The following is a 17901-nucleotide window of genomic DNA, read 5'->3' on the forward strand; positions in this document are numbered from 1 at the left end:
AAACCACTCAATTGGATGTTTTTTATTCAAATCTGATTTCAGATACAACGTTTCAACTTTTTGAAACGTTACCTGCGACTGTTCGAAATAACATGAATACTGTGGTTCTGGAAATGATGACATACAAAAAATCATGACATCTCCGCCATCGGAAACTTCTTCAGAAAATGGGTTGCTTCATCCACCCAACAGCGCCCAGCCTGAACAGCCCTTTCGGCATCCGTTGTGGCATGTCCTTTCCGTTGAATCTGCGGAACCTGAGTTTCGATATAATCACAATGTTCCTGTAATCGATCGCGTAAATAGCCAATCATCCGAATGCCTTGTAGCGGTGTCGTATTCGCCAACGAGAGGACGCACCACCCCTCTGCAAGACCAAACGAGCCGCCTTGCAGCACATGCGTGATCTGTGAAGTCATTTCCTGACCTGTCATCTCACCCTGCTCGTCGATTTCAAACACCATGAGGACATCACCCACCTGATACTGATGATGGTTGAGGCACAATTGATGTGTTTTTCTGCCCGAAAGAATGTCAGTAAATTCGGCAGCGTGAATAATCAGTTCATGAAACTTTATCTGGCGCATGAGGACACCTCCTGAGCGTATGTTCTGACTGAGGCCACTCGTTGCCTGCCGTGTGAATGCCGATTGATTTGCCACAACAAAACGGCTTTTGTGGCGCAGCGCAAATCAATTGCTGTTTGAATGCTTGCCATGAGTGGTATCCTTACCCATTGGTTTTGCGTAACTTTTTCCGCGAGATACGCGACTTATTGAATACACTCGATGTTAGTCCTCAATTGAATCCAGTCAATGATTTTTAACGACATTAAGTCGTTCATGACGATTTAACTCGAGTTTGATCACACTCAATGGACTCTGAATGCGTAAAAAAATTGCAACTTTTGACTACTTAAAAGGCCATGATTTCACAACTAATCTCCGCGAACGCACTCATTGTGCTTCATATGGTGAAATGGCCGATGTGTTTGACGTCCCTAAAACAACGTTCAGTACATGGAATACGCATAACCGGACCTCGCATGAGTTAGTGGTTCGCACTCATTTACGAACAGGCATTCCTGTTCACAAGCTCATTTTACCCAGCGATTTTTCCGCAGATGAACTGCATCACTCCTTTGCCACCGAGGATCCTCAAGCCAGTTCAGACGCCATTGCAGAAACTGCCAATGAATACAAACGTAATCCGCATGTCGCTGAACGCAACAGCACCGATATCGTCACCCTCGAAAGTTTCACTCTGATCAATGGTAAATTAATGAGCACGGGCACAATCCCTTACGCCAGGCGCATTTTTCAGAACTGGCGTTTGGATGAAAGCGCCATCATTGAAGTCGACACTCAAGACGTTCGCTGCCTGATCGATCAAAACCAGTGCGACGCTGTGAATGGCGAGTATCTGATTGATTTAAATGGCCATCGCTCGATCCATCACATTCAACGCCTCCCCCACGCCCTTTCCGTGCTGTTTGGCAGTTCAACGGTTGAAGTCAGCGAAGACGATCTCAAAGTCATGGGGAAAGTGGTCGTGGTTCTGGCCTTAGGCTGATTGACAGCTCCCTTGCAGGGTGCCATCGTTTAGTCAGCACAGAAAAGACGATAAGAGATTGAATCGCCATGATAAATCCGCCATCCCCGCACCTGCGGGGAACCCGCGAAATTGAAAAAATCCATTCCGCACTTCGGGGTAACTCAGATCTGAAATAAAAAAGACAAGCCAGAACATCCATTGAATTGTTGTACGAAAGAAGCAACCGCGCCTCGCCCAAAAAGATCACATCTTCCCTAAAGCCATTTCATTCACTTTCAGCAAAATCAGATTCACCTCGAACATCTTTCCCCAGACATAAGATTCCCTGACAGCATTGTTATTTCAACGCGTTAAATTCACTTGAAATATGCCTCTATCTGCATTAGCGTAGAACACCAATTGTTATGTTATAACATTATCAATACGGAGGTTTCATGCGTTTCCACATTGTGCTGCTTTTCATCCTGGGGTGTTTTGGTGCCATCCAAAGTGCCAATGCAACTATCCAGATATCTGATGTGCTCAACCGCCAGATCACACTAACACAACCGGCTCAGCGCATCTTTCTTGGGTTTTATTTTGAAGATTATCTGGCCATTGCTGGCCCGGATGCCTACCAGAAAGTCGCCATCTTTCCACGCAAATCCTGGGAAGATTATCGCCAGTCTCAATGGACGGTTTATACCAAGGCCCTGCCTGAAATTCTGACCATCGCAGATTCCGGTTCGATTTATACCGGTACTTTCCAGTTCGAAAAGTTACTACTCGCGAAACCTGATGTCGCCTTGCTGGCAGCCTGGCAATACAAATCACTGGCAGACAAAATCCCGCTGCTGGAACAGGCTGGCATCCAAGTCGTCGTGGTTGACTTCAATGCTCAGACTCTGGAAAAGCACCTGCTCAGCATTCGGGTGATCGGTCAGGTGATGGGGACAGAAGCCCGCGCTAACGCAATTGCGAATGAGTACGAGCAAAGCGTGAAAGACGTGGAAACTCGAGTCACGCAATATCTGAAAACCCATCCCAAACGTCGCGTTTACGTTGAAATCGGCACAGGTGGTTCAGCAGAGTTCGGCAAAAGTTATTCAAACACCATGTGGGGAAACCTACTGGCGATTGCCGGAGCCAACAATATTGCGTCCGGTCAGTTTCAGGGCTCTGCACACCTCAGCCCGGAATATGTGCTCAGCCGAAATCCTGAAGTTATTTTTATTACAGGCGCACACTGGAGTAAGCATACACACAGCGCCCTCATGGGACACGGGACATCAAAAACTGAATCCATGGCACGTTACACACCTTATCTGAACCGCAAGGGTTGGTCGCATTTGGATGCCGTTAAAAACAATGCGGTCTACGGCATGTACCATTCCGGGACACGAACTCTCTATGACCACATTTTCCTGCAGTTTCTGGCGAAATCCATCTATCCCGAAGCATTCAGCGACCTTGAGCCCGATCAAAACCTGCACCGATTCTTTCAACAGTACATGCCCGTGGCACTGGATGGCACGTTCATGATGCAGGTCGAGGGGTAATTTATGACTGAGCGTTCTCTGATCGCTTCCCGTCCGGCCAATCCGCCCGAAGGGATATACAGCCAGCTCAGCGGACGTCGGAAGCGACTTCTCTGGCTCGGACTGGTCAGCTTGTTCCTCACTGGCCTGATTGATATTTCAACCGGCAGTTCACCCCTGTCTTTCGGCGAGTTGCTGCAAACCTTGCTGGCAGGTCCTGAGGGCACCGCGCTCAATACCACCATTGTCTGGCAACTTCGATTACCCGTGACTCTCACCTGCTTCGTTGTTGGTGCTTCTCTGGGACTGGCGGGCGGATTAATGCAGACCTTGCTGGCCAACCCACTCGCCAGTCCGTATACCCTGGGTATTTCTGCAGCCGCCGGGTTTGGCGCTGGTTTTGCCCTGCTGACCGGATTCTCGGTCGCGGGCATACACTGGCTCGGCATTCCGGTCGCCGCATTTGTCACCGCCGGCCTTGCGAGCCTGGGCATCTGGCAGATTGGGCGCCTGCAACACATGAATGCCCGCTCACTGATTCTGGCCGGAATCGTGGTGTTGTTTTTCTTTCAGGCTTTGCAATCGCTGGTGCAGTATCTGGCTGCTCCTGAAGTGCTGCAACAAATCGTCTTCTGGCTTTTTGGCAGCCTGCTCAAAGCCAACTGGACGTCCTTTTGGGTGTCTGGTTTAATTTTTATCTGCGTCTTTCTGGCTGTGATTCCACGGGTGTGGAAACTGACGGCTTTATCGGTTGGCGACGACAAAGCTCAGGCATTGGGGATCAAAACCAGTCGACTGCGATTGGAAATCTTTCTGTTGTGTTCGCTGCTCACTGCAGGGGCCGTCTCTTTTGTCGGCACCATCGGTTTTGTTGGTCTGGTTGCCCCGCATCTAGCCCGGATGCTGGTTGGTGAAGATCAGCGATTCTATCTGCCACTGTCAGCGTTAATGGGCGCATTGATTCTGACCGCAGCGTCGCTGGTGTCAAAGCTGATTGTTCCGGGCACCATCATTCCTATCGGCATTGTGACTTCACTGGTGGGTGTGCCTTTTCTCCTCTATTTTCTGATCCGTGAAGGAGGCCGGCCATGAAAGGCATTTCCGTTCAGCAACTCGATTTAACATTGGGTGGCCGCCAAATCTTATCAGGAATCAACGCGACCTTTCACAGCGGAGAACTGACCACCCTGCTCGGGCCCAATGGCACCGGCAAAACCACATTGCTTAAAGCCATGATGGGGCAATACCCCTATTCCGGTCAGATCCAGGCGATTCAGGGTCAGGCAGATGTCAAAAAACACCGGTTTTCTTATCTTTGCCAGTTGGCATCCTCCGCCAGCCAACTCACGGTTATCGAAGTCGTTCTGCTGGGGCTGGTTCATGAACTCGGTTTGCGCATTACACCCGAGCAGGAATATCAGGCGGAAACCATCCTGACCGAACTCGGGCTGTCTGCACTGGCAACCCGGCGTTTTCATACTTTAAGTGGCGGTCAACAACAATTGGTGTCGCTGGCACAAACACTCATTTCCAAACCTGAAGTGCTCTTGCTTGATGAACCCACCAGTGCACTGGATTTACGTCACCAGATACAGGTGCTGGAACTGGCGAAAAACTACACCCGGAATCAGAACGCGGTGACCATTGCCGTTTTGCACGATCTGTCACTTGCGGCCCGCTACAGCGATCAACTGGTACTGTTACATCAGGGAAAAGTGCGATGCAGCGGGGCGCCGGAAAACGTCTGTCAGCCGAAAGTACTGTCTGATGTCTATCAGGTCGGCATTGATGTTGGCTATTGCCAGCAAGGACATTTACATATTACGCCCGTTCATTTGACGGAAGGAACCGTTCAATCATGATCATCGACGCACCAATCACGCAACTGAACGACAAATACAAACTCCTGACCTCGCTGATCGCATACGAAGCACAGTTGGACGCCCTGGTGGATTACAGCCTGGCCGACTGTGAATGTTACAGTCTGCTGCAACAAAAACTGGATGAGGTTTGCAACCTGATTGCCGATCCGGACAACTTACGGATCTGGCACTCGTTTGCACAATGTGCAGAAGTCGATCGTCAGATCAAAACCCTGCGGGAAACCGCGATGAAATCATTGTGCTTACTGGAAAAACACCAATCCCGCTGTGCCATCAATCACGCGCTCAGCTTCACCCATTATTTGGATGGACTCAACCACAGCGCCAGCTGCGAGATTGAAGCCGCACAAATCAGCAGAGACAGCCGGGTGCTCTTTATCGGATCCGGCGCCTATCCGCTTTCGGCCATCACCATCGCGACGCTGACACAAGCAACAGTCAAAGGGCTGGATATCGATCCGGACGCTGTCCGGCAAGCCAGACAACTCGACACCGCACAACTTCGGATTTCTTTTGAACATACGGACTTGGCACTTTGTCTGGCTCAGTTTCAACCCACACACATTGTGGTTGCTTCTCTGGTTGAACATAAGTGGGAAGTGCTGTCGACCCTGCGCCCGTCTCTGACCGATTCACAGAAAGTTCTGGTCCGTTATGGCAACGGACTCAAGTCTGCGTTCAATTACCCGTTTAATGCATCCCTGTCACTGGGTTGGCGGAGCCAGCCGATTCATAGCGGTTCCTCACTTTACGATGTGGTCCTGATGGAGAAAGCCCATGGCAACTGAGACAGAAAATATCCTGCTCTTCGGCGCAGGTCCGGCAGCCATGCAACTGGCCGTTTGTCTGAAACAATCCAATCACATCATACTGGGGATCACCAATCGTGCTTCTGAAAACTGGTTGCGATGGCAACGCGCCTACGCTGAACGCGGCCAGATCCAGTGCGACGTTGCAAAACCGGCACTGTCCGCACTGGCCGGACAGGCCAGACTTGACCGGATTGAGCCCAATCCCGCATCTGTTTGCCCCATCTGGCACACGCTGATTCTGGCCGTACCGTCCGATGCCTATCTGGCTGCCTTACAGCAGTTGCCCGAAACCGTATTGAGACAGTTGAAGCGTATCCTTCTGCTCTCTCCGGCCTTCGGTTCACAGCAAATCCTCTGCAACTGGCGTCAGTCGAAAGGCCTGTCATTGCATGTTCTAGGCTGCTCAACCTACTTCGCGGCCACAAAATGCCAGCACAGTGAAACCGGCCATCTCATCCCCACTCAAGTTCTGACCAAAGCCAGAAAGCGGAAGATCTATTTGTCATCTTCCCTTCACGACGATCCGGCTTTAGCCATCTGGCAAACGCGACTGGAAAACATCGGCGTGTCTGCCGAACCTTTGTCAGACGGCTTCAGTGTCGAAGCCAGAAATATCACGTCCTATGTTCATCCGGCATTATTTATCAATGACTTTTCACTCAATGCCATTCTGCAGGCCCCCAAAATCCCGGTGTTTCTGTATAAACTGTTCCCGGAAGGACCCATTACTCCGGAAATCATCCGTCGCTATGTCGCTTTATGGCGAGATATCTCAGCCATTGTCAGCTATTTCGGCGGAAAACCGATCAACTTGCTGCAATTTTTGAATGACGACAATTATCCGGTTCGTCCTGAAACCATTGCCCGGCAAAAAATCGAACAATTCTGCACACTCAGCCCAACAGAACAGGAATATCTGATTTACGTACGTTACAGCGCGATTCTCATTGACCCTTTTTCCGTCCCGGATCAACACGGCCGTTATTTTGAATTTTCAGCAGTGCCCTACCCTAAGGCTCAGTTGAAGCAGGGACAATGGCATCTGCCCCGCATTCCCGGCGAAGATATTCAGGCGCTGTACCGGCTGAATGAAATTGCCCAACGCACCGGTATTGACGTGCCCGCCATCCGGGAACTTATCGGCCTGTTTGAACACTGGCTCAGTAATAACGATGCCGTTTCCATCCGCCCAGAACAATACATTCAAGCCGCCATTCAGGAAATTGACGGTCTGTTTTCCTCTCAATTCTTTACCGCCCCGGAGCTTACCCATGATGCATAACGGCGTATTGCTGGCCATTTTTTCTGCGTTCATTTTCAGTGTCATGAATGCCCTGATCAAAGCAGCCAGCGAGACCATCCCCACGTCTGAAATTGTTTTTTTCCGCAGTCTCATCGGCACCGTGCTGATTCTGATGCTCATGCGTCAGGCCCGCGTGCGTTTTTCGACCACAGGAGTTCCCTTACTGGTGTTGCGTGGAATCTTTGGCGCCTTATACCTGCTGGCCTTTGTGTACACCATCGCCAATATCCCCATTGCAGATGCCATTATTCTGGCTTACCTGTCGCCGTTTTTTGTCATTCTGTTCTCTCACTTTGTGCTCAAAGAATCACTGCCGCGAGGGGCAGCGATATGGCTCGCCGTTGTGCTGCTTGGTGCTGCGATGATTATTAACCCGCTGAAATATGAGTCGTTTAATCTGTATGCGATTGCCGGGATCGCCAGTGCCGCTTTTGCTGCCTGCGCATCGATCACCATTAAAAAACTGAGCAAACGTCATCATACCTATGAGATCGTCTTTTATTTCCTGTTCATCGCAACCCTGATCTCTGCCTACCTGATGCAAGGTAGCTTCGTGATGCCACAAGGCATTGCCTGGCTGTATCTGTTCGCAATTGGTGCTGTTTCTTTGCTCGGACAAATCTTCCTGACGAAAGCATTCACCCATGAAAATGCAGCGGTGGTTGCCGTCACCCGCTACATCGGGATCGTGTTCAACATCTTGTGGGGCGTGTTGTTCTGGCAGGAGATTCCGGAGGCACTCACCCTGATGGGTGGCGTCATGATTGTGGTTGCATCCATGGCACTTGGTCGCAAAAACAAATCTGCTTCACGGAGCGATTCCGACACCCCATCCGGAAAAGCACCAGAAACAGCGCAGGAAAGTACATCAGCCAGATAAAACAACCCCGGGTTGTTCTCACAGCCCGGGGTTATCTGATGCTGCAACTCAAGTGTTCATGTCGACTTAAGGTGCATACTGAGCAAAGACTTCTTCTTCGGTCAGGTTTTGGGTCTCATTGCTGAATGCGTAGTAAGCTGGTTTCTTATCAATAAAAATCTGCTGAGTCAATTCCAGCTGCTGTTCCTGATCCAAAAACCCTGCCGGAACAATGTATTGCCCGGTCGGTTTCAGATGGTAGAACAAGTGTGTCCCGCAGTTTTTACAAAAGCCACGTTCGCCCCAGTCAGACGATGAATAGCGGGCAATGAATTCTTCGCCGCTAAACGTCACTTCCGTGCCTGCCGCGACAGCCAGATAAGGACCACCGCTCCATTTACGGCACATACCACAGTGACAGACTTCAGCATGTAAGGTGCCGCTGCTTGATTTCATTCCGACCTTTCCACACAAACAATGACCGCTGATCGACTGCAGCGGTTGTGATGGCTGTGACATGATGCGCTCCTTATTGAAATGCCTCTATGAGCATAGTGCGATTCAAATCTCACCTCAAATCACAGATTCAGGCCTGTGTCTGAAATCACTTTTCTCCCGTCAGGCATTGAGATTCCAATACTGATTCACACCACAATCCAACACAAATTCAGGATCATGACTCACCAGAATGAAGCTGCCGCGATGCAGTCTCAGCGCCTGTGCCATCATGAGTTTTCCCTCCAAATCCAGATGGTTATCAGGCTCATCCAGTAACAGAGTTCCAGCCTGATCCTGATGGCTCACCACCAGCATGGCCAGTCGCATGCGCTCCCCGCCACTCAGTGATCCCATCTGCTGAGTCACGCGCTCACCACGAAAGCCAATACAGGCAGCCCGCGTTCGTAATTCGGCGACCGTGGATGACGGGCAAAGCCGATGCAAATTGTCCAGCACCGTCTCGTTTGGTTCAAACAAAGAAAAGTGCTGATCCAGATAGCAAAGCGGGCTGTGCCGCAGGATTTCACCGGATTGGGCAGGCAGTACACCCAACAGAGTTTTCAGCAACGTCGATTTCCCGATCCCATTGTTTCCCTGCAAATGAATTTTATCGCCAAACCAGACACACCGGCTGATTGGATCAAATTGCCCGTGTTTCAGGCGAAGTTCCGTGAGCGTCAGCAGTCGGGCCTGTCGCTTTTCTGCATCTTCGGTTGTAAAACGCAACGGTTTTGCCGGATCCATCTTTGCCTTTAACGTCTGCAACTCTGTCTTCGCCCGCGCCATTTGCTGAGACTGCTGCTGCTTTCGCGCAGACCCTGCACTTTCTGCACTGTTTTTCTGATAATCCAGCAACAACTTCGACTGGCTGCCATTGTGTCTGTCCCGCTGGCCGGCAGCCGCCCTTTTCTGAGCTTTTTCTTCATTGCGCCGGTGCTGACGTGCCAGACTGGCAACCTGCTGCTTTGCTCTGGCAACATCATGGGCTAATGCCTCTGCCTCCTGCTGCTTTTGCCTGCGGTAGTCCGAAAAATCACGCCCGTAGCACACCAGTCCTTGGTGACTCATCTCATAAATACAGTTGGCCAGCGACAGCAATTGCTGATCATGACTGATCAGCAAAATCCCGCCGCGAAATTGAGTAATCTGATGCATGAGCCACCGCCTGCCTTCCGCATCCAGATGATTCGAGGGTTCATCCAGGATCAGTAAATCCGCTTCCTGCTGAAAACAGCGCCAAAGTCGTAAACGACTCAATTCACCGCCACTGAGTGACAGACAGCGCTGCCAAGGGTCGTCCGGTAATCCCAGCATCGCCAGTTGATGCGACAATTGTTCCGGCAGCTCCCATTGATCGTTCACCGCTTCAAAATCGGCCGGATCACAACTCCCCGCTTCAATGCGAGCCATTGCATTCAAACAGGCGGTAACGCCCAATGCATCTGCCACGGTACCGAGCGACTGACGTTCCTGAAAATCCGCCATCTGGGGCAGAAAACCTACCCGGCCCGCTGCCACGACGGTTCCTTCATCGGGTTGCCGCTCCCCGCTCAGTACAGTAGCCAGTACAGATTTACCGCTGCCGTTGCGGCCAACCACAGCCGTGACTTCACGATGCAGCGCCAGATGAAGCCCAGAAAATAGCGTGTCTCCCTGCGGGAGAAAAATTGAAATTGCGTGTGCTTGCAATAATGTCATTGCGACCTCCGGTGCAAGTGCAGGGAAAGTCGTAACCGTCGAAAAAATGCAGATGTCTGAACGAAAGCCAGGAAAAACAAGCAATGCAGCGATACAAACCACGGCTTGACGACAGCCGGAAGACTGAACAGACGAAGACGGTGAACGCCCACTAACCCTGCGGATCCAAAAGAAAAATGTTTAAGGATGTCAGGGGTTAGTGATTCATGTTGGCGTTCGCTCCAAAAGAAAGGATGGCGGGATTAAATCATCCCGGCCCGAGATTCGCAAGACTTCGGCCTTGCGCATGTTCACAAATTGAGCCACTCAAAATGCAACATGTTGCAATATCATCAGCAGGATACCTGAACTCCGCGCAGAGGAAACGGGTGGTCAGCCATCCACCAACACAACCTCAATCCCCGCTTTTTTCAAGCCGTCCAGATAACGTTCGGGAATTGCTTTGTCGGTGATCACTTTATGCACCTTGCCTGGTTCAAGAATCTTATGCAGGCTGATCCGGCCAAATTTACTGGCATCGGTCACCACAATGATTTCATCAGCCACTTCACACATGCGTCGATTCAGACGGGCTTCATTTTCATTGTGCGTGGTAATGCCTTTGCTCAGATCAAAGCCATCCACCGCCAGAAACAGCTTATTGAAATGATAATTTTCCAGCGCCTGCTCTGCCTGTGTCCCATAAAAGGACATGGATTTTCGCCGTAAATGTCCGCCAAGCACAATGACTTCAACGCCTTCTGCAGCAACTAAAGTATTCGCGACATTCAAACCATTGGTCAGCGCAATCACGTTCTCATGGTCAACCAAATGGGCCGCAATCGCATGTGTGGTGGTGCCGGAATCCAGAATAATCGTATCGCCATCCTGCACCAGGCTCGCCGCGGCCTGGCCAATGAGATCTTTGATGCTGCGGTTCAGCTGACTTTTATCTTCGATTGAATGCTCAGGTAACTGTGCGGCACTGTCCTGGCTGTCTTTCAGGAAAGCACCGCCATACGAGCGGGTGGCCATTCCCTGCTTTTCCAGAAAAGCCAGATCATTGCGTATGGTTACTGTAGAAACCTGAAACAGCGCTGCCAACTCCGCGACTTGCACACTGCCTTGCTTTCTCAGCATCCCTAAAGTCTGTTCACGCCTTTCGCTTGTACTTTTCATTGAATGTTCTTCTCTACTCACTGACGCATGCTGCTCAGTATACGGTTTTCATCGCTCAATAGAAAGCTCACACCTTTTGTTTTCTTTCGTTTCATCGCGAACGAATTCAGAAGAAACCCAAATAACAAAGGCTACTTCTGGTTTTCCGCCAGCAAAGAGCGCCTCAAAAAGATTTCAATTCCTTTCCATTGAGGTAATCTCACAATTTGAGTGAGATCATAATTTCATTCTATTTTTATTTCCTTTCGATTATTTTCTGCGTAGTCTGCCAATGAAACGAACCGAAAGAAACTTCAATTCACGAATTACCTCTTCAACACGATGGAGCGATCAATGGACATTTTGCTGGATCGAATCAAACGTCACAAACAAGGCGAAGCGGTCGGAATTTATTCAGTCTGCTCTGCACATCCCCTTGTGATCGAAGCAGCAATCCGCCAAGCGCAACACGACCAGTCGATCTTGCTGATTGAAGCCACCTCAAATCAGGTTGATCAACTGGGTGGCTACACCGGCATGACACCGCAAGACTTCACACAATTTGTGTACGACATTGCCCAGCGTCTTGATTTTCCACTCAGTCAATTCATTCTCGGTGGGGACCATTTAGGCCCCAACCGCTGGCAACATGAAGATGCTGATCGCGCGATGCAAAAAGCTGAGGCACAAATTGCTGCTTATGTCGCAGCAGGTTTTAAAAAAATTCATCTCGATTGCAGTATGTCCTGCCTTGGCGATCCTGTCCCGCTCGACGATGAAACCGTCGCAACAAGAGCTGCAAGATTGGCTGTGATTGCAGAGCAAACCTGCCTTGATACATTCGGCGTCAGCGATCTGGTCTATGTGATTGGCACGGAAGTGCCGATACCGGGCGGTGCTCACGAAGCACTCAGTGAGCTGCAAATCACCACGCCTGCAGCCGCAAAAGAGACGATTCTTGCCCACAGGCATGCATTTGAGGCCGTTGGGTTGTCTCAGATTCAGTCCCGGGTGATTGGGCTGGTCGTTCAGCCTGGTGTCGAGTTCGATCATGACGGCGTGATGGACTACCAGCCAGAAAAAGCCGCCGCCCTCAGCCAGTTTGTCGAACAATACGAGCACCTGATATTTGAAGCCCACTCCACCGATTACCAGACAGAACAAGCCTACAAGCAACTCGTGCGGGATCACTTCGCGATTTTAAAAGTCGGCCCCGCCCTGACGTTTGCCCTGAGGGAAGCCTTATTTGCACTGGCATGTATTGAAGAAGAACTGATTGCGGCCCGTTCCTGTTCCGGTTTACGTCAGGTGATTGAACAAGCGATGCATGAACACCCGGAATACTGGCAGAGCCATTATCAGGGCGATCCTGCCCTTCAGCGCCTGGCACGCAGTTTCAGTTATTCCGATCGCATCCGCTATTACTGGCCCGATGAAAAAGTCGGGGAATGTCTGGACCGACTCCTCACAAATCTGAATGAAACCCCACTACCGCTCCCCCTTCTGAGTCAGTATTTTCCGGTTCAATACCAGCGGATCCGTGAAGGACTTCTGAAAAATCAGGCCAGAGCACTCATTCTCGACAAGATTATGCAGGTCACCGCGGTCTATTCAGCGGCCTGTTTCCCGAACACCCAAACTGCTTAAAGAGAAGATAACGATGTTTTTAGGTCATTCAATCCAAGCATTGCAAACCGCAGGTGGTGAGGCCACGGCGCGTGAAATCAGCCAGCAGCCTCAGAGCTGGCAATCTGCGCTGGCCGCTGTCCGGGAGCAATTGCCACACATCACAACATTTCTGAGCCCATTGCTGAATCAACCTGATTTACGGATCGTGATGACAGGCGCGGGCACCTCCGCCTTTGCCGGACGGGCATTAGCCCCCTATTTATCCGGTCGCACCCGGCGGCGTTTTGAAGCCATTGCAACCACAGATATTGTGACAGATCCGCAGGAATACTTTGCAGAAACCTGTCCGACCTTACTGATCTCTTTCGCCCGCTCAGGTTGCAGTCCTGAAAGTGTCGCAGCCGTTGAACTGGCCAGCCAGTTGCTGCCCCATTGCTACCACCTGGTGATCACCTGCAATGCTCAGGGGGATTTGTACCAGCGCAGCCTGAACGATTCGCGGACGCTGGCATTATTGATGCCGGAAGAATCCAATGACCGCAGTTTTGCCATGACCAGCAGCCTGACGTGCATGATGCTGTCCTGTCTGGCGGTTTTCCAGCCGGACACCTTCAATCCGGAGCACTTTGCACCCGTCACCGAAACCTGTCGCCGCATCCTGAACGAACAGCACGCCGCCATCACCGCTGTCGCTGATGATCCCTGCCAGCGCGTGATTTATCTGGGCAGCGGCAGTTTGCAGGGCATCGCTCAGGAAGCGGCGCTGAAACTGCTTGAGCTGACCGCCGGAAAGCTGCTGGTCGGATTCGATACGCCTGTTGGCTTTCGTCACGGCCCGAAATCCGTGATTGATGACACCACGCTGGTGGTCATTTTTATCTCCAACGATCCTTACACGCGTCGTTATGATCTCGATTTGCTGACGGAATTGCGTCAGGACAATCAGGCCAGACGCGTGATTGCAATCGCCGATCGGCCAGATCCTGTGATTGCACAGGGTGAACATTTCTACTTCCCTGAATCCCTGAATGCGGATGATGCCACGCTCAGCTTCCCCTACCTGCTGATGGCGCAAATCTATGCATTCAGTCGTTCAGTCAAGCTTGGCATCAGTCCCGACAATCCGTGTCCCAGCGGTGCAGTCAATCGGGTTGTACAGGGTGTCACGATTTATCCCTATCAAAACTAAAAGAGGAAAAGGAACATGCCAAACATTGTGTTGAGCCGCATTGACGAGCGACTGGTCCATGGCCAGGTTGGCGTGCAATGGGTGGGATTTGCCGGGGCAAACCTGATTATCGTCGCCAATGACGAAGTCGCAGGAGATGCAATTCAGCAAAACCTGATGGAAATGGTGCTGGCAGACGGGATTGGGATCCGGTTCTGGACGCTGCAAAAAGTGATCGACACCATTCACAAAGCTGCCGATCGGCAAAAGCTCCTCATCGTTGCCAAAACCCCGGCTGACTTTGTCACCCTCATTCAAGGCGGGGTTCCGATCCACCAGCTCAATGTTGGCAACATGCATTTCGTCGAAGGCAAAAATCAAATCCATAAAACGGTCTCCGTTGACGAAACAGACATTGCTTCCTTCCAGACACTGAAACAACTCGGGGTGACATGCACTGTTCAGGGCGTCCCGACCGAACCTGCAACGGACATCTTTAAGCTGCTGTAACCCGACATAATCCAATCATAAAAGGAACTGAAAGATGGAAATCGGATTGATACAAGCTTTATTACTGGGGATTCTGGCCTTTTTCGCCGGATTAGATCTGTTCAATGGCTTAACCCACTTTCACCGCCCCGTGGTACTCGGACCGCTGGTCGGGCTGATTCTGGGCGATCTGCACACCGGAATACTGGTTGGCGGTACTCTGGAATTGGTCTGGATGGGGCTGGCCCCGTTGGCTGGCGCACAGCCACCCAATGTGATTATCGGCACCATTGTCGGCACCACCTTTGCTATCACGTCCGGCGTTGAAGCCGAAGTTGCAGTCGGTGTCGCCGTCCCGTTTGCTGTCGCCGTCCAGATGGGGATCACTTTTCTCTTCTCTGCCATGGCTCCCATGATGTCGAAGTGCGATCAGATGGCCGCTAACGCGGATACCAACGGCATTGAGCGCGTGAACTATTTCGCACTGGCGATGCTGGGAACCTTCTACTTTTTGTGGGCTTTTCTACCTGTTTACCTCGGTGCGGAACACGCCAAAGTTGCCGTGGAAGTTCTGCCCAAAACCCTGATTGACGGTCTGGGCGTTGCAGGCGGCATCATGCCCGCCATCGGCTTTGCCGTGCTGATGAAAATCATGATGAAAAATGCCTACATTCCCTACTTCATGCTGGGTTTTGTCGGCGCAGCCTGGCTTGAATTACCGGTGCTGGCCATTGCCGCCGCCGCACTCGCCATGGCGCTGATTGACTTCATGCGGAAAAGCGAGCCTGTACAGCCAACACAAGAGGAAGTGGAAGATGGGATCTAATAAAAATATCGACCTGAGTCAGGTTCAGGAAGTCGGGGCAGACGAGTATCAGGACAAGGCTGTCGGTGCCGAGCTGACCAAGGCAGACATCAATAAAATGGCGTGGCGTTCTTTGCTGCTGCAAGCCTCTTTCAATTTTGAACGAATGCAGGCTTCCGGCTGGCTGTATGGCTTACTCCCTGCACTGAAAAAAATCCACACCAACCGGGACGATCTGGCGAAATCCATGAAAGGCCATATGGGCTTTTTCAATACCCATCCGTTTCTGGTGACCTTTGTGATGGGCATTATTCTGGCCATGGAGCGCTCCAAGCAAAATGTCAGCAGTATCCAGAACACCAAGATTGCTGTCGGTGCCCCGCTGGGCGGGATTGGCGACGCCATGTTCTGGCTTACCCTGTTGCCAATCTGCGGCGGAATCGGAGCCGACCTTGCCCTTCAGGGATCAATTCTCGGCGCGGTGGTCTTCTTTCTGTTGTTTAACGTGGTTCACTTCGGGTTACGTTTCGGGCTCGCGCACTATGCCTACCGAATGGGGGTGGCCGCCATTCCGCTGATCAAAGCCAATACCAAAAAAGTGGGACATGCTGCTTCGATTGTGGGCATGACGGTCATCGGTGCACTCGTTGCGACCTATGTCCGTCTGTCCACCACCCTGGAGATCACAGCCGGTGACGCGGTCGTCAAGGTTCAGGACGGTGTCATTGACAAACTGATGCCAGCCTTCCTGCCACTGATATACACCTTGCTGATGTACGCACTGGTGAAACGCGGCTGGAGTCCGATTCGCCTGATTATCGTTACTGTCGTACTGGGTGTTGCCGGTAAGTTTGCCGGATTCCTGTAAACCATCGCCGGGCTGCAACCAATCGCAGCCCGCCATTTCATGGAGAAATATCATTATGTTAGGTGTCATTATCAGTGGCCATGGCGGGTTTGCCAGTGGCATGGAAACGGCGATGTTTCAGGTTCTGGGTGAGCAGGCGCAAGTAGCAGCAATCGATTTCCCGCCCGAATCAACAACACAGTTACTCGAACAACAATTCAAAACAGCACTGGAACAGGTCGACACTGGTGAAGGCATTGTCTTTATCACCGATCTGCTGGGCGGCAGTCCATTTCGCGTCGCCTCCACTTTGGTGATGGCGCGCAAGGATGCTGAAGTGATCACCGGTGCCAATCTTCAGCTCATTCTGGAAATGATGCTGGAACGGGATGAACTGAATGTCACCGAATTCCGGGAGCAGGCTCTGGCTTGTGGCCATCGCGGCATGACCAGCCTGACGGATGAAATGGCCAGAAAATCCTCTGGCAGTACTCAGGATGAGGGCATTTAGCATGAGGCCCGACCATTCAATCCGGGCACGACGTCTGCTGACTGAATCCGGCTGGCGTGAACACGTTGTTGTTCATCTGTCCCAGGGGATGATCACAGCAATCGAACCCACGAACGCCATTGCCTGGGATGCTGAAATGCTGATCCCTGCTCTGATTGATACGCACGTTCACGGGGGCGCAGGGGCGGACGTAATGGATGCTACCCACGAGGCACTGGAGACGATGTCGCAGTATCTGGCCCGTCAGGGCGTCGGTGCTTTTCTCGCCACCACAGTGACCGCGCCACTGGCCGACATTCAGAACGCCCTCAAACAAGTGGCCCGCTCACAGAAACAAGGGCTCAGCGGTGCGCAATTGCTGGGCAGTTATCTGGAAGGCCCCTATTTCACGCCGGAAAACAAAGGTGCGCATCCCGAATCGTTGTTCCGTGATCCCACGCCTGTTGAACTGGACCAACTGATTGCAGCCAGTGAGGGCAGTCTGAAAGTCGTCGCTCTGGCGCCCGAACACCCGGATGCTCTCACCGCCATCCGTCACCTGAAAACCCGGGGGCTCAACGTGATGCTGGGCCATACCGCTGCCGACTACGAAACCACTCGCGCTGCACTGGATGCCGGAGCCGATGGTCTGGTGCACTGCTTTAACGGCATGAAAGGGGTGCATCACCGGGAACCTGGTACTGTCGGCGCGGGGCTCAGCCATGATACCGCAGCGATTGAACTGATTGCGGACGGTCACCACGTTCACCCGGCCGTGATGAAAATCTGCTGTCGCTGCGCGCCCGACCGTCTGGTGCTGGTCAGTGATGCGATGCGGGCCGCAGGCATGCCAGACGGTGAGTATCAACTGGGCGAAATGACAGTCACTATGAAAAACGGTGTGGTGAAAACCGCCAGCGGTGGTTTGGCAGGCAGCACGCTGTCGCTGAGCACCGCCCTTCAGAACATGGTCACCACCGCCGATCAGCCACTGGAAAAGGCGATCGAGATGGCTTCACTCATCCCCGCCCGACTGCTGGGGATTGATGACCGGCTTGGCAGCATTGCCATCGGCAAAACAGCAAACCTGGTGGCCCTGAACACTGATCTCGGGGTGACGTCAACCTGGGTGCAGGGCCAGCAGGTCTGGGCTGCCCCGGCAACTCAAACCGTCTCCGCGTCATGATGTTGCATTCTTTTTCTTTGTCTCTC

The 17901-nt window shown here is 51.8% G+C and carries 18 protein-coding genes; 14 read left to right on the forward strand and 4 right to left on the reverse strand.

Translation table 11 applies throughout. From position 1 onward, the window contains the following. Positions 1-131: 131 nt before the first annotated feature. A complete protein-coding gene (locus KDD30_RS22290; RefSeq protein WP_211650770.1) occupies positions 132-587 on the reverse strand; it encodes a DUF3850 domain-containing protein in 456 nt (151 codons plus the stop codon). A gap of 298 nt (positions 588-885) precedes the next feature. Here KDD30_RS22290 and KDD30_RS22295 point away from each other — a divergent pair, with 298 nt between their 5' ends. The 7 genes from KDD30_RS22295 to KDD30_RS22325 all read left to right on the forward strand — a co-directional run bounded on the left by KDD30_RS22295 (position 886) and on the right by KDD30_RS22325 (position 7949). Further along, positions 886-1572, forward strand: a complete 687-nt coding sequence (locus KDD30_RS22295; protein ID WP_211650771.1) for a helix-turn-helix domain-containing protein — start codon at positions 886-888, stop codon at positions 1570-1572. A gap of 416 nt (positions 1573-1988) precedes the next feature. After that, positions 1989-3092 carry an ABC transporter substrate-binding protein gene (locus tag KDD30_RS22300; RefSeq protein ID WP_211650772.1) on the forward strand — a complete coding sequence of 368 codons (1104 nt, stop codon included), beginning with the start codon at positions 1989-1991 and terminating at the stop codon, positions 3090-3092. A gap of 3 nt (positions 3093-3095) precedes the next feature. Then, on the forward strand, positions 3096-4163 hold the full coding sequence (locus KDD30_RS22305) for an iron ABC transporter permease (protein ID WP_211650773.1): 1068 nt from the start codon (positions 3096-3098) through the stop codon (positions 4161-4163). Then, a complete protein-coding gene (locus KDD30_RS22310; protein ID WP_211650774.1) occupies positions 4160-4933 on the forward strand; it encodes an ABC transporter ATP-binding protein in 774 nt (257 codons plus the stop codon). Before KDD30_RS22305 ends, KDD30_RS22310 begins: the two co-directional genes overlap by 4 nt. Further along, positions 4930-5742: a nicotianamine synthase family protein gene (locus KDD30_RS22315; protein WP_211650775.1), complete on the forward strand. Its 813-nt coding sequence runs from the start codon at positions 4930-4932 to the stop codon at positions 5740-5742. Before KDD30_RS22310 ends, KDD30_RS22315 begins: the two co-directional genes overlap by 4 nt. Next, entirely contained in the window at positions 5732-7048 is a 1317-nt protein-coding gene (locus tag KDD30_RS22320) for an opine metallophore biosynthesis dehydrogenase (protein ID WP_211650776.1), read from the forward strand. The genes KDD30_RS22315 and KDD30_RS22320 overlap by 11 nt, the downstream gene beginning before the upstream one ends. Beyond that, on the forward strand, positions 7041-7949 hold the full coding sequence (locus KDD30_RS22325) for a DMT family transporter (protein ID WP_211651936.1): 909 nt from the start codon (positions 7041-7043) through the stop codon (positions 7947-7949). The genes KDD30_RS22320 and KDD30_RS22325 overlap by 8 nt, the downstream gene beginning before the upstream one ends. A gap of 66 nt (positions 7950-8015) precedes the next feature. Here KDD30_RS22325 and KDD30_RS22330 read toward each other — a convergent pair whose 3' ends face one another. The 3 genes from KDD30_RS22330 to agaR all read right to left on the reverse strand — a co-directional run bounded on the left by KDD30_RS22330 (position 8016) and on the right by agaR (position 11282). Beyond that, positions 8016-8447, reverse strand: a complete 432-nt coding sequence (locus tag KDD30_RS22330) for a GFA family protein (RefSeq protein ID WP_211650777.1) — start codon at positions 8445-8447, stop codon at positions 8016-8018. A 99-nt stretch (positions 8448-8546) separates the two neighbouring features. Beyond that, positions 8547-10124: an ATP-binding cassette domain-containing protein gene (locus KDD30_RS22335; RefSeq protein ID WP_211650778.1), complete on the reverse strand. Its 1578-nt coding sequence runs from the start codon at positions 10122-10124 to the stop codon at positions 8547-8549. Positions 10125-10496: 372 nt separating this feature from the next. Beyond that, complete coding sequence (gene agaR, locus KDD30_RS22340) at positions 10497-11282, reverse strand: transcriptional repressor AgaR (protein ID WP_249199368.1); 786 nt, start codon at positions 11280-11282, stop codon at positions 10497-10499. Between the two features lie 333 nt (positions 11283-11615). Here agaR and kbaZ point away from each other — a divergent pair, with 333 nt between their 5' ends. The 7 genes from kbaZ to nagA are packed head-to-tail and all read left to right on the forward strand — an operon-like array spanning position 11616 to position 17875. After that, complete coding sequence (gene kbaZ, locus KDD30_RS22345; RefSeq protein ID WP_211650780.1) at positions 11616-12908, forward strand: tagatose-bisphosphate aldolase subunit KbaZ; 1293 nt, start codon at positions 11616-11618, stop codon at positions 12906-12908. A gap of 13 nt (positions 12909-12921) precedes the next feature. Further along, positions 12922-14079, forward strand: a complete 1158-nt coding sequence (locus KDD30_RS22350) for an SIS domain-containing protein (RefSeq protein WP_211650781.1) — start codon at positions 12922-12924, stop codon at positions 14077-14079. Positions 14080-14094: 15 nt separating this feature from the next. Then, the gene (agaV, locus tag KDD30_RS22355; RefSeq protein WP_211650782.1) at positions 14095-14568 is read left to right on the forward strand and encodes a PTS N-acetylgalactosamine transporter subunit IIB; all 474 of its coding nucleotides are present in this window, start codon (positions 14095-14097) and stop codon (positions 14566-14568) included. 34 nt (positions 14569-14602) lie between these two features. Beyond that, positions 14603-15373 carry a PTS N-acetylgalactosamine transporter subunit IIC gene (gene agaW, locus KDD30_RS22360; protein ID WP_211650783.1) on the forward strand — a complete coding sequence of 257 codons (771 nt, stop codon included), beginning with the start codon at positions 14603-14605 and terminating at the stop codon, positions 15371-15373. Beyond that, positions 15363-16220, forward strand: a complete 858-nt coding sequence (gene agaE, locus KDD30_RS22365; RefSeq protein ID WP_211650784.1) for a PTS N-acetylgalactosamine transporter subunit IID — start codon at positions 15363-15365, stop codon at positions 16218-16220. Before agaW ends, agaE begins: the two co-directional genes overlap by 11 nt. A 55-nt stretch (positions 16221-16275) precedes the next feature. Continuing rightward, positions 16276-16710 (forward strand): PTS galactosamine/N-acetylgalactosamine transporter subunit IIA, encoded by a 435-nt coding sequence (gene agaF / locus KDD30_RS22370; RefSeq protein WP_211650785.1) that lies wholly within the window; start codon positions 16276-16278, stop codon positions 16708-16710. A 1-nt stretch (position 16711) separates the two neighbouring features. Next, the gene (gene nagA / locus KDD30_RS22375) at positions 16712-17875 is read left to right on the forward strand and encodes an N-acetylglucosamine-6-phosphate deacetylase (protein ID WP_211650786.1); all 1164 of its coding nucleotides are present in this window, start codon (positions 16712-16714) and stop codon (positions 17873-17875) included. Positions 17876-17901 lie beyond the last annotated feature (26 nt).

Source organism: Photobacterium sp. GJ3 (assembly GCF_018199995.1).
Taxonomy (GTDB): Bacteria; Pseudomonadota; Gammaproteobacteria; order Enterobacterales; family Vibrionaceae; genus Photobacterium.

Bases quoted from the DNA above. Each gene is read 5' to 3' on its own strand.
- KDD30_RS22330 (WP_211650777.1), bottom strand. From the start codon at position 8,447: ATGTCACAGCCATCACAACCGCTGCAGTCGATCAGCGGTCATTGTTTG.
- KDD30_RS22335 (WP_211650778.1), bottom strand. From the start codon at position 10,124: ATGACATTATTGCAAGCACACGCAATTTCAATTTTTCTCCCGCAGGGA.
- KDD30_RS22305 (WP_211650773.1), top strand. From the start codon at position 3,096: ATGACTGAGCGTTCTCTGATCGCTTCCCGTCCGGCCAATCCGCCCGAA.
- KDD30_RS22310 (WP_211650774.1), top strand. From the start codon at position 4,160: ATGAAAGGCATTTCCGTTCAGCAACTCGATTTAACATTGGGTGGCCGC.
- nagA (WP_211650786.1), top strand. From the start codon at position 16,712: ATGAGGCCCGACCATTCAATCCGGGCACGACGTCTGCTGACTGAATCC.
- KDD30_RS22350 (WP_211650781.1), top strand. From the start codon at position 12,922: ATGTTTTTAGGTCATTCAATCCAAGCATTGCAAACCGCAGGTGGTGAG.
- KDD30_RS22300 (WP_211650772.1), top strand. From the start codon at position 1,989: ATGCGTTTCCACATTGTGCTGCTTTTCATCCTGGGGTGTTTTGGTGCC.
- agaF (WP_211650785.1), top strand. From the start codon at position 16,276: ATGTTAGGTGTCATTATCAGTGGCCATGGCGGGTTTGCCAGTGGCATG.
- KDD30_RS22315 (WP_211650775.1), top strand. From the start codon at position 4,930: ATGATCATCGACGCACCAATCACGCAACTGAACGACAAATACAAACTC.
- KDD30_RS22290 (WP_211650770.1), bottom strand. From the start codon at position 587: ATGCGCCAGATAAAGTTTCATGAACTGATTATTCACGCTGCCGAATTT.
- agaE (WP_211650784.1), top strand. From the start codon at position 15,363: ATGGGATCTAATAAAAATATCGACCTGAGTCAGGTTCAGGAAGTCGGG.
- KDD30_RS22320 (WP_211650776.1), top strand. From the start codon at position 5,732: ATGGCAACTGAGACAGAAAATATCCTGCTCTTCGGCGCAGGTCCGGCA.
- agaW (WP_211650783.1), top strand. From the start codon at position 14,603: ATGGAAATCGGATTGATACAAGCTTTATTACTGGGGATTCTGGCCTTT.
- kbaZ (WP_211650780.1), top strand. From the start codon at position 11,616: ATGGACATTTTGCTGGATCGAATCAAACGTCACAAACAAGGCGAAGCG.
- agaV (WP_211650782.1), top strand. From the start codon at position 14,095: ATGCCAAACATTGTGTTGAGCCGCATTGACGAGCGACTGGTCCATGGC.
- agaR (WP_249199368.1), bottom strand. From the start codon at position 11,282: ATGAAAAGTACAAGCGAAAGGCGTGAACAGACTTTAGGGATGCTGAGA.
- KDD30_RS22295 (WP_211650771.1), top strand. From the start codon at position 886: ATGCGTAAAAAAATTGCAACTTTTGACTACTTAAAAGGCCATGATTTC.
- KDD30_RS22325 (WP_211651936.1), top strand. From the start codon at position 7,041: ATGCATAACGGCGTATTGCTGGCCATTTTTTCTGCGTTCATTTTCAGT.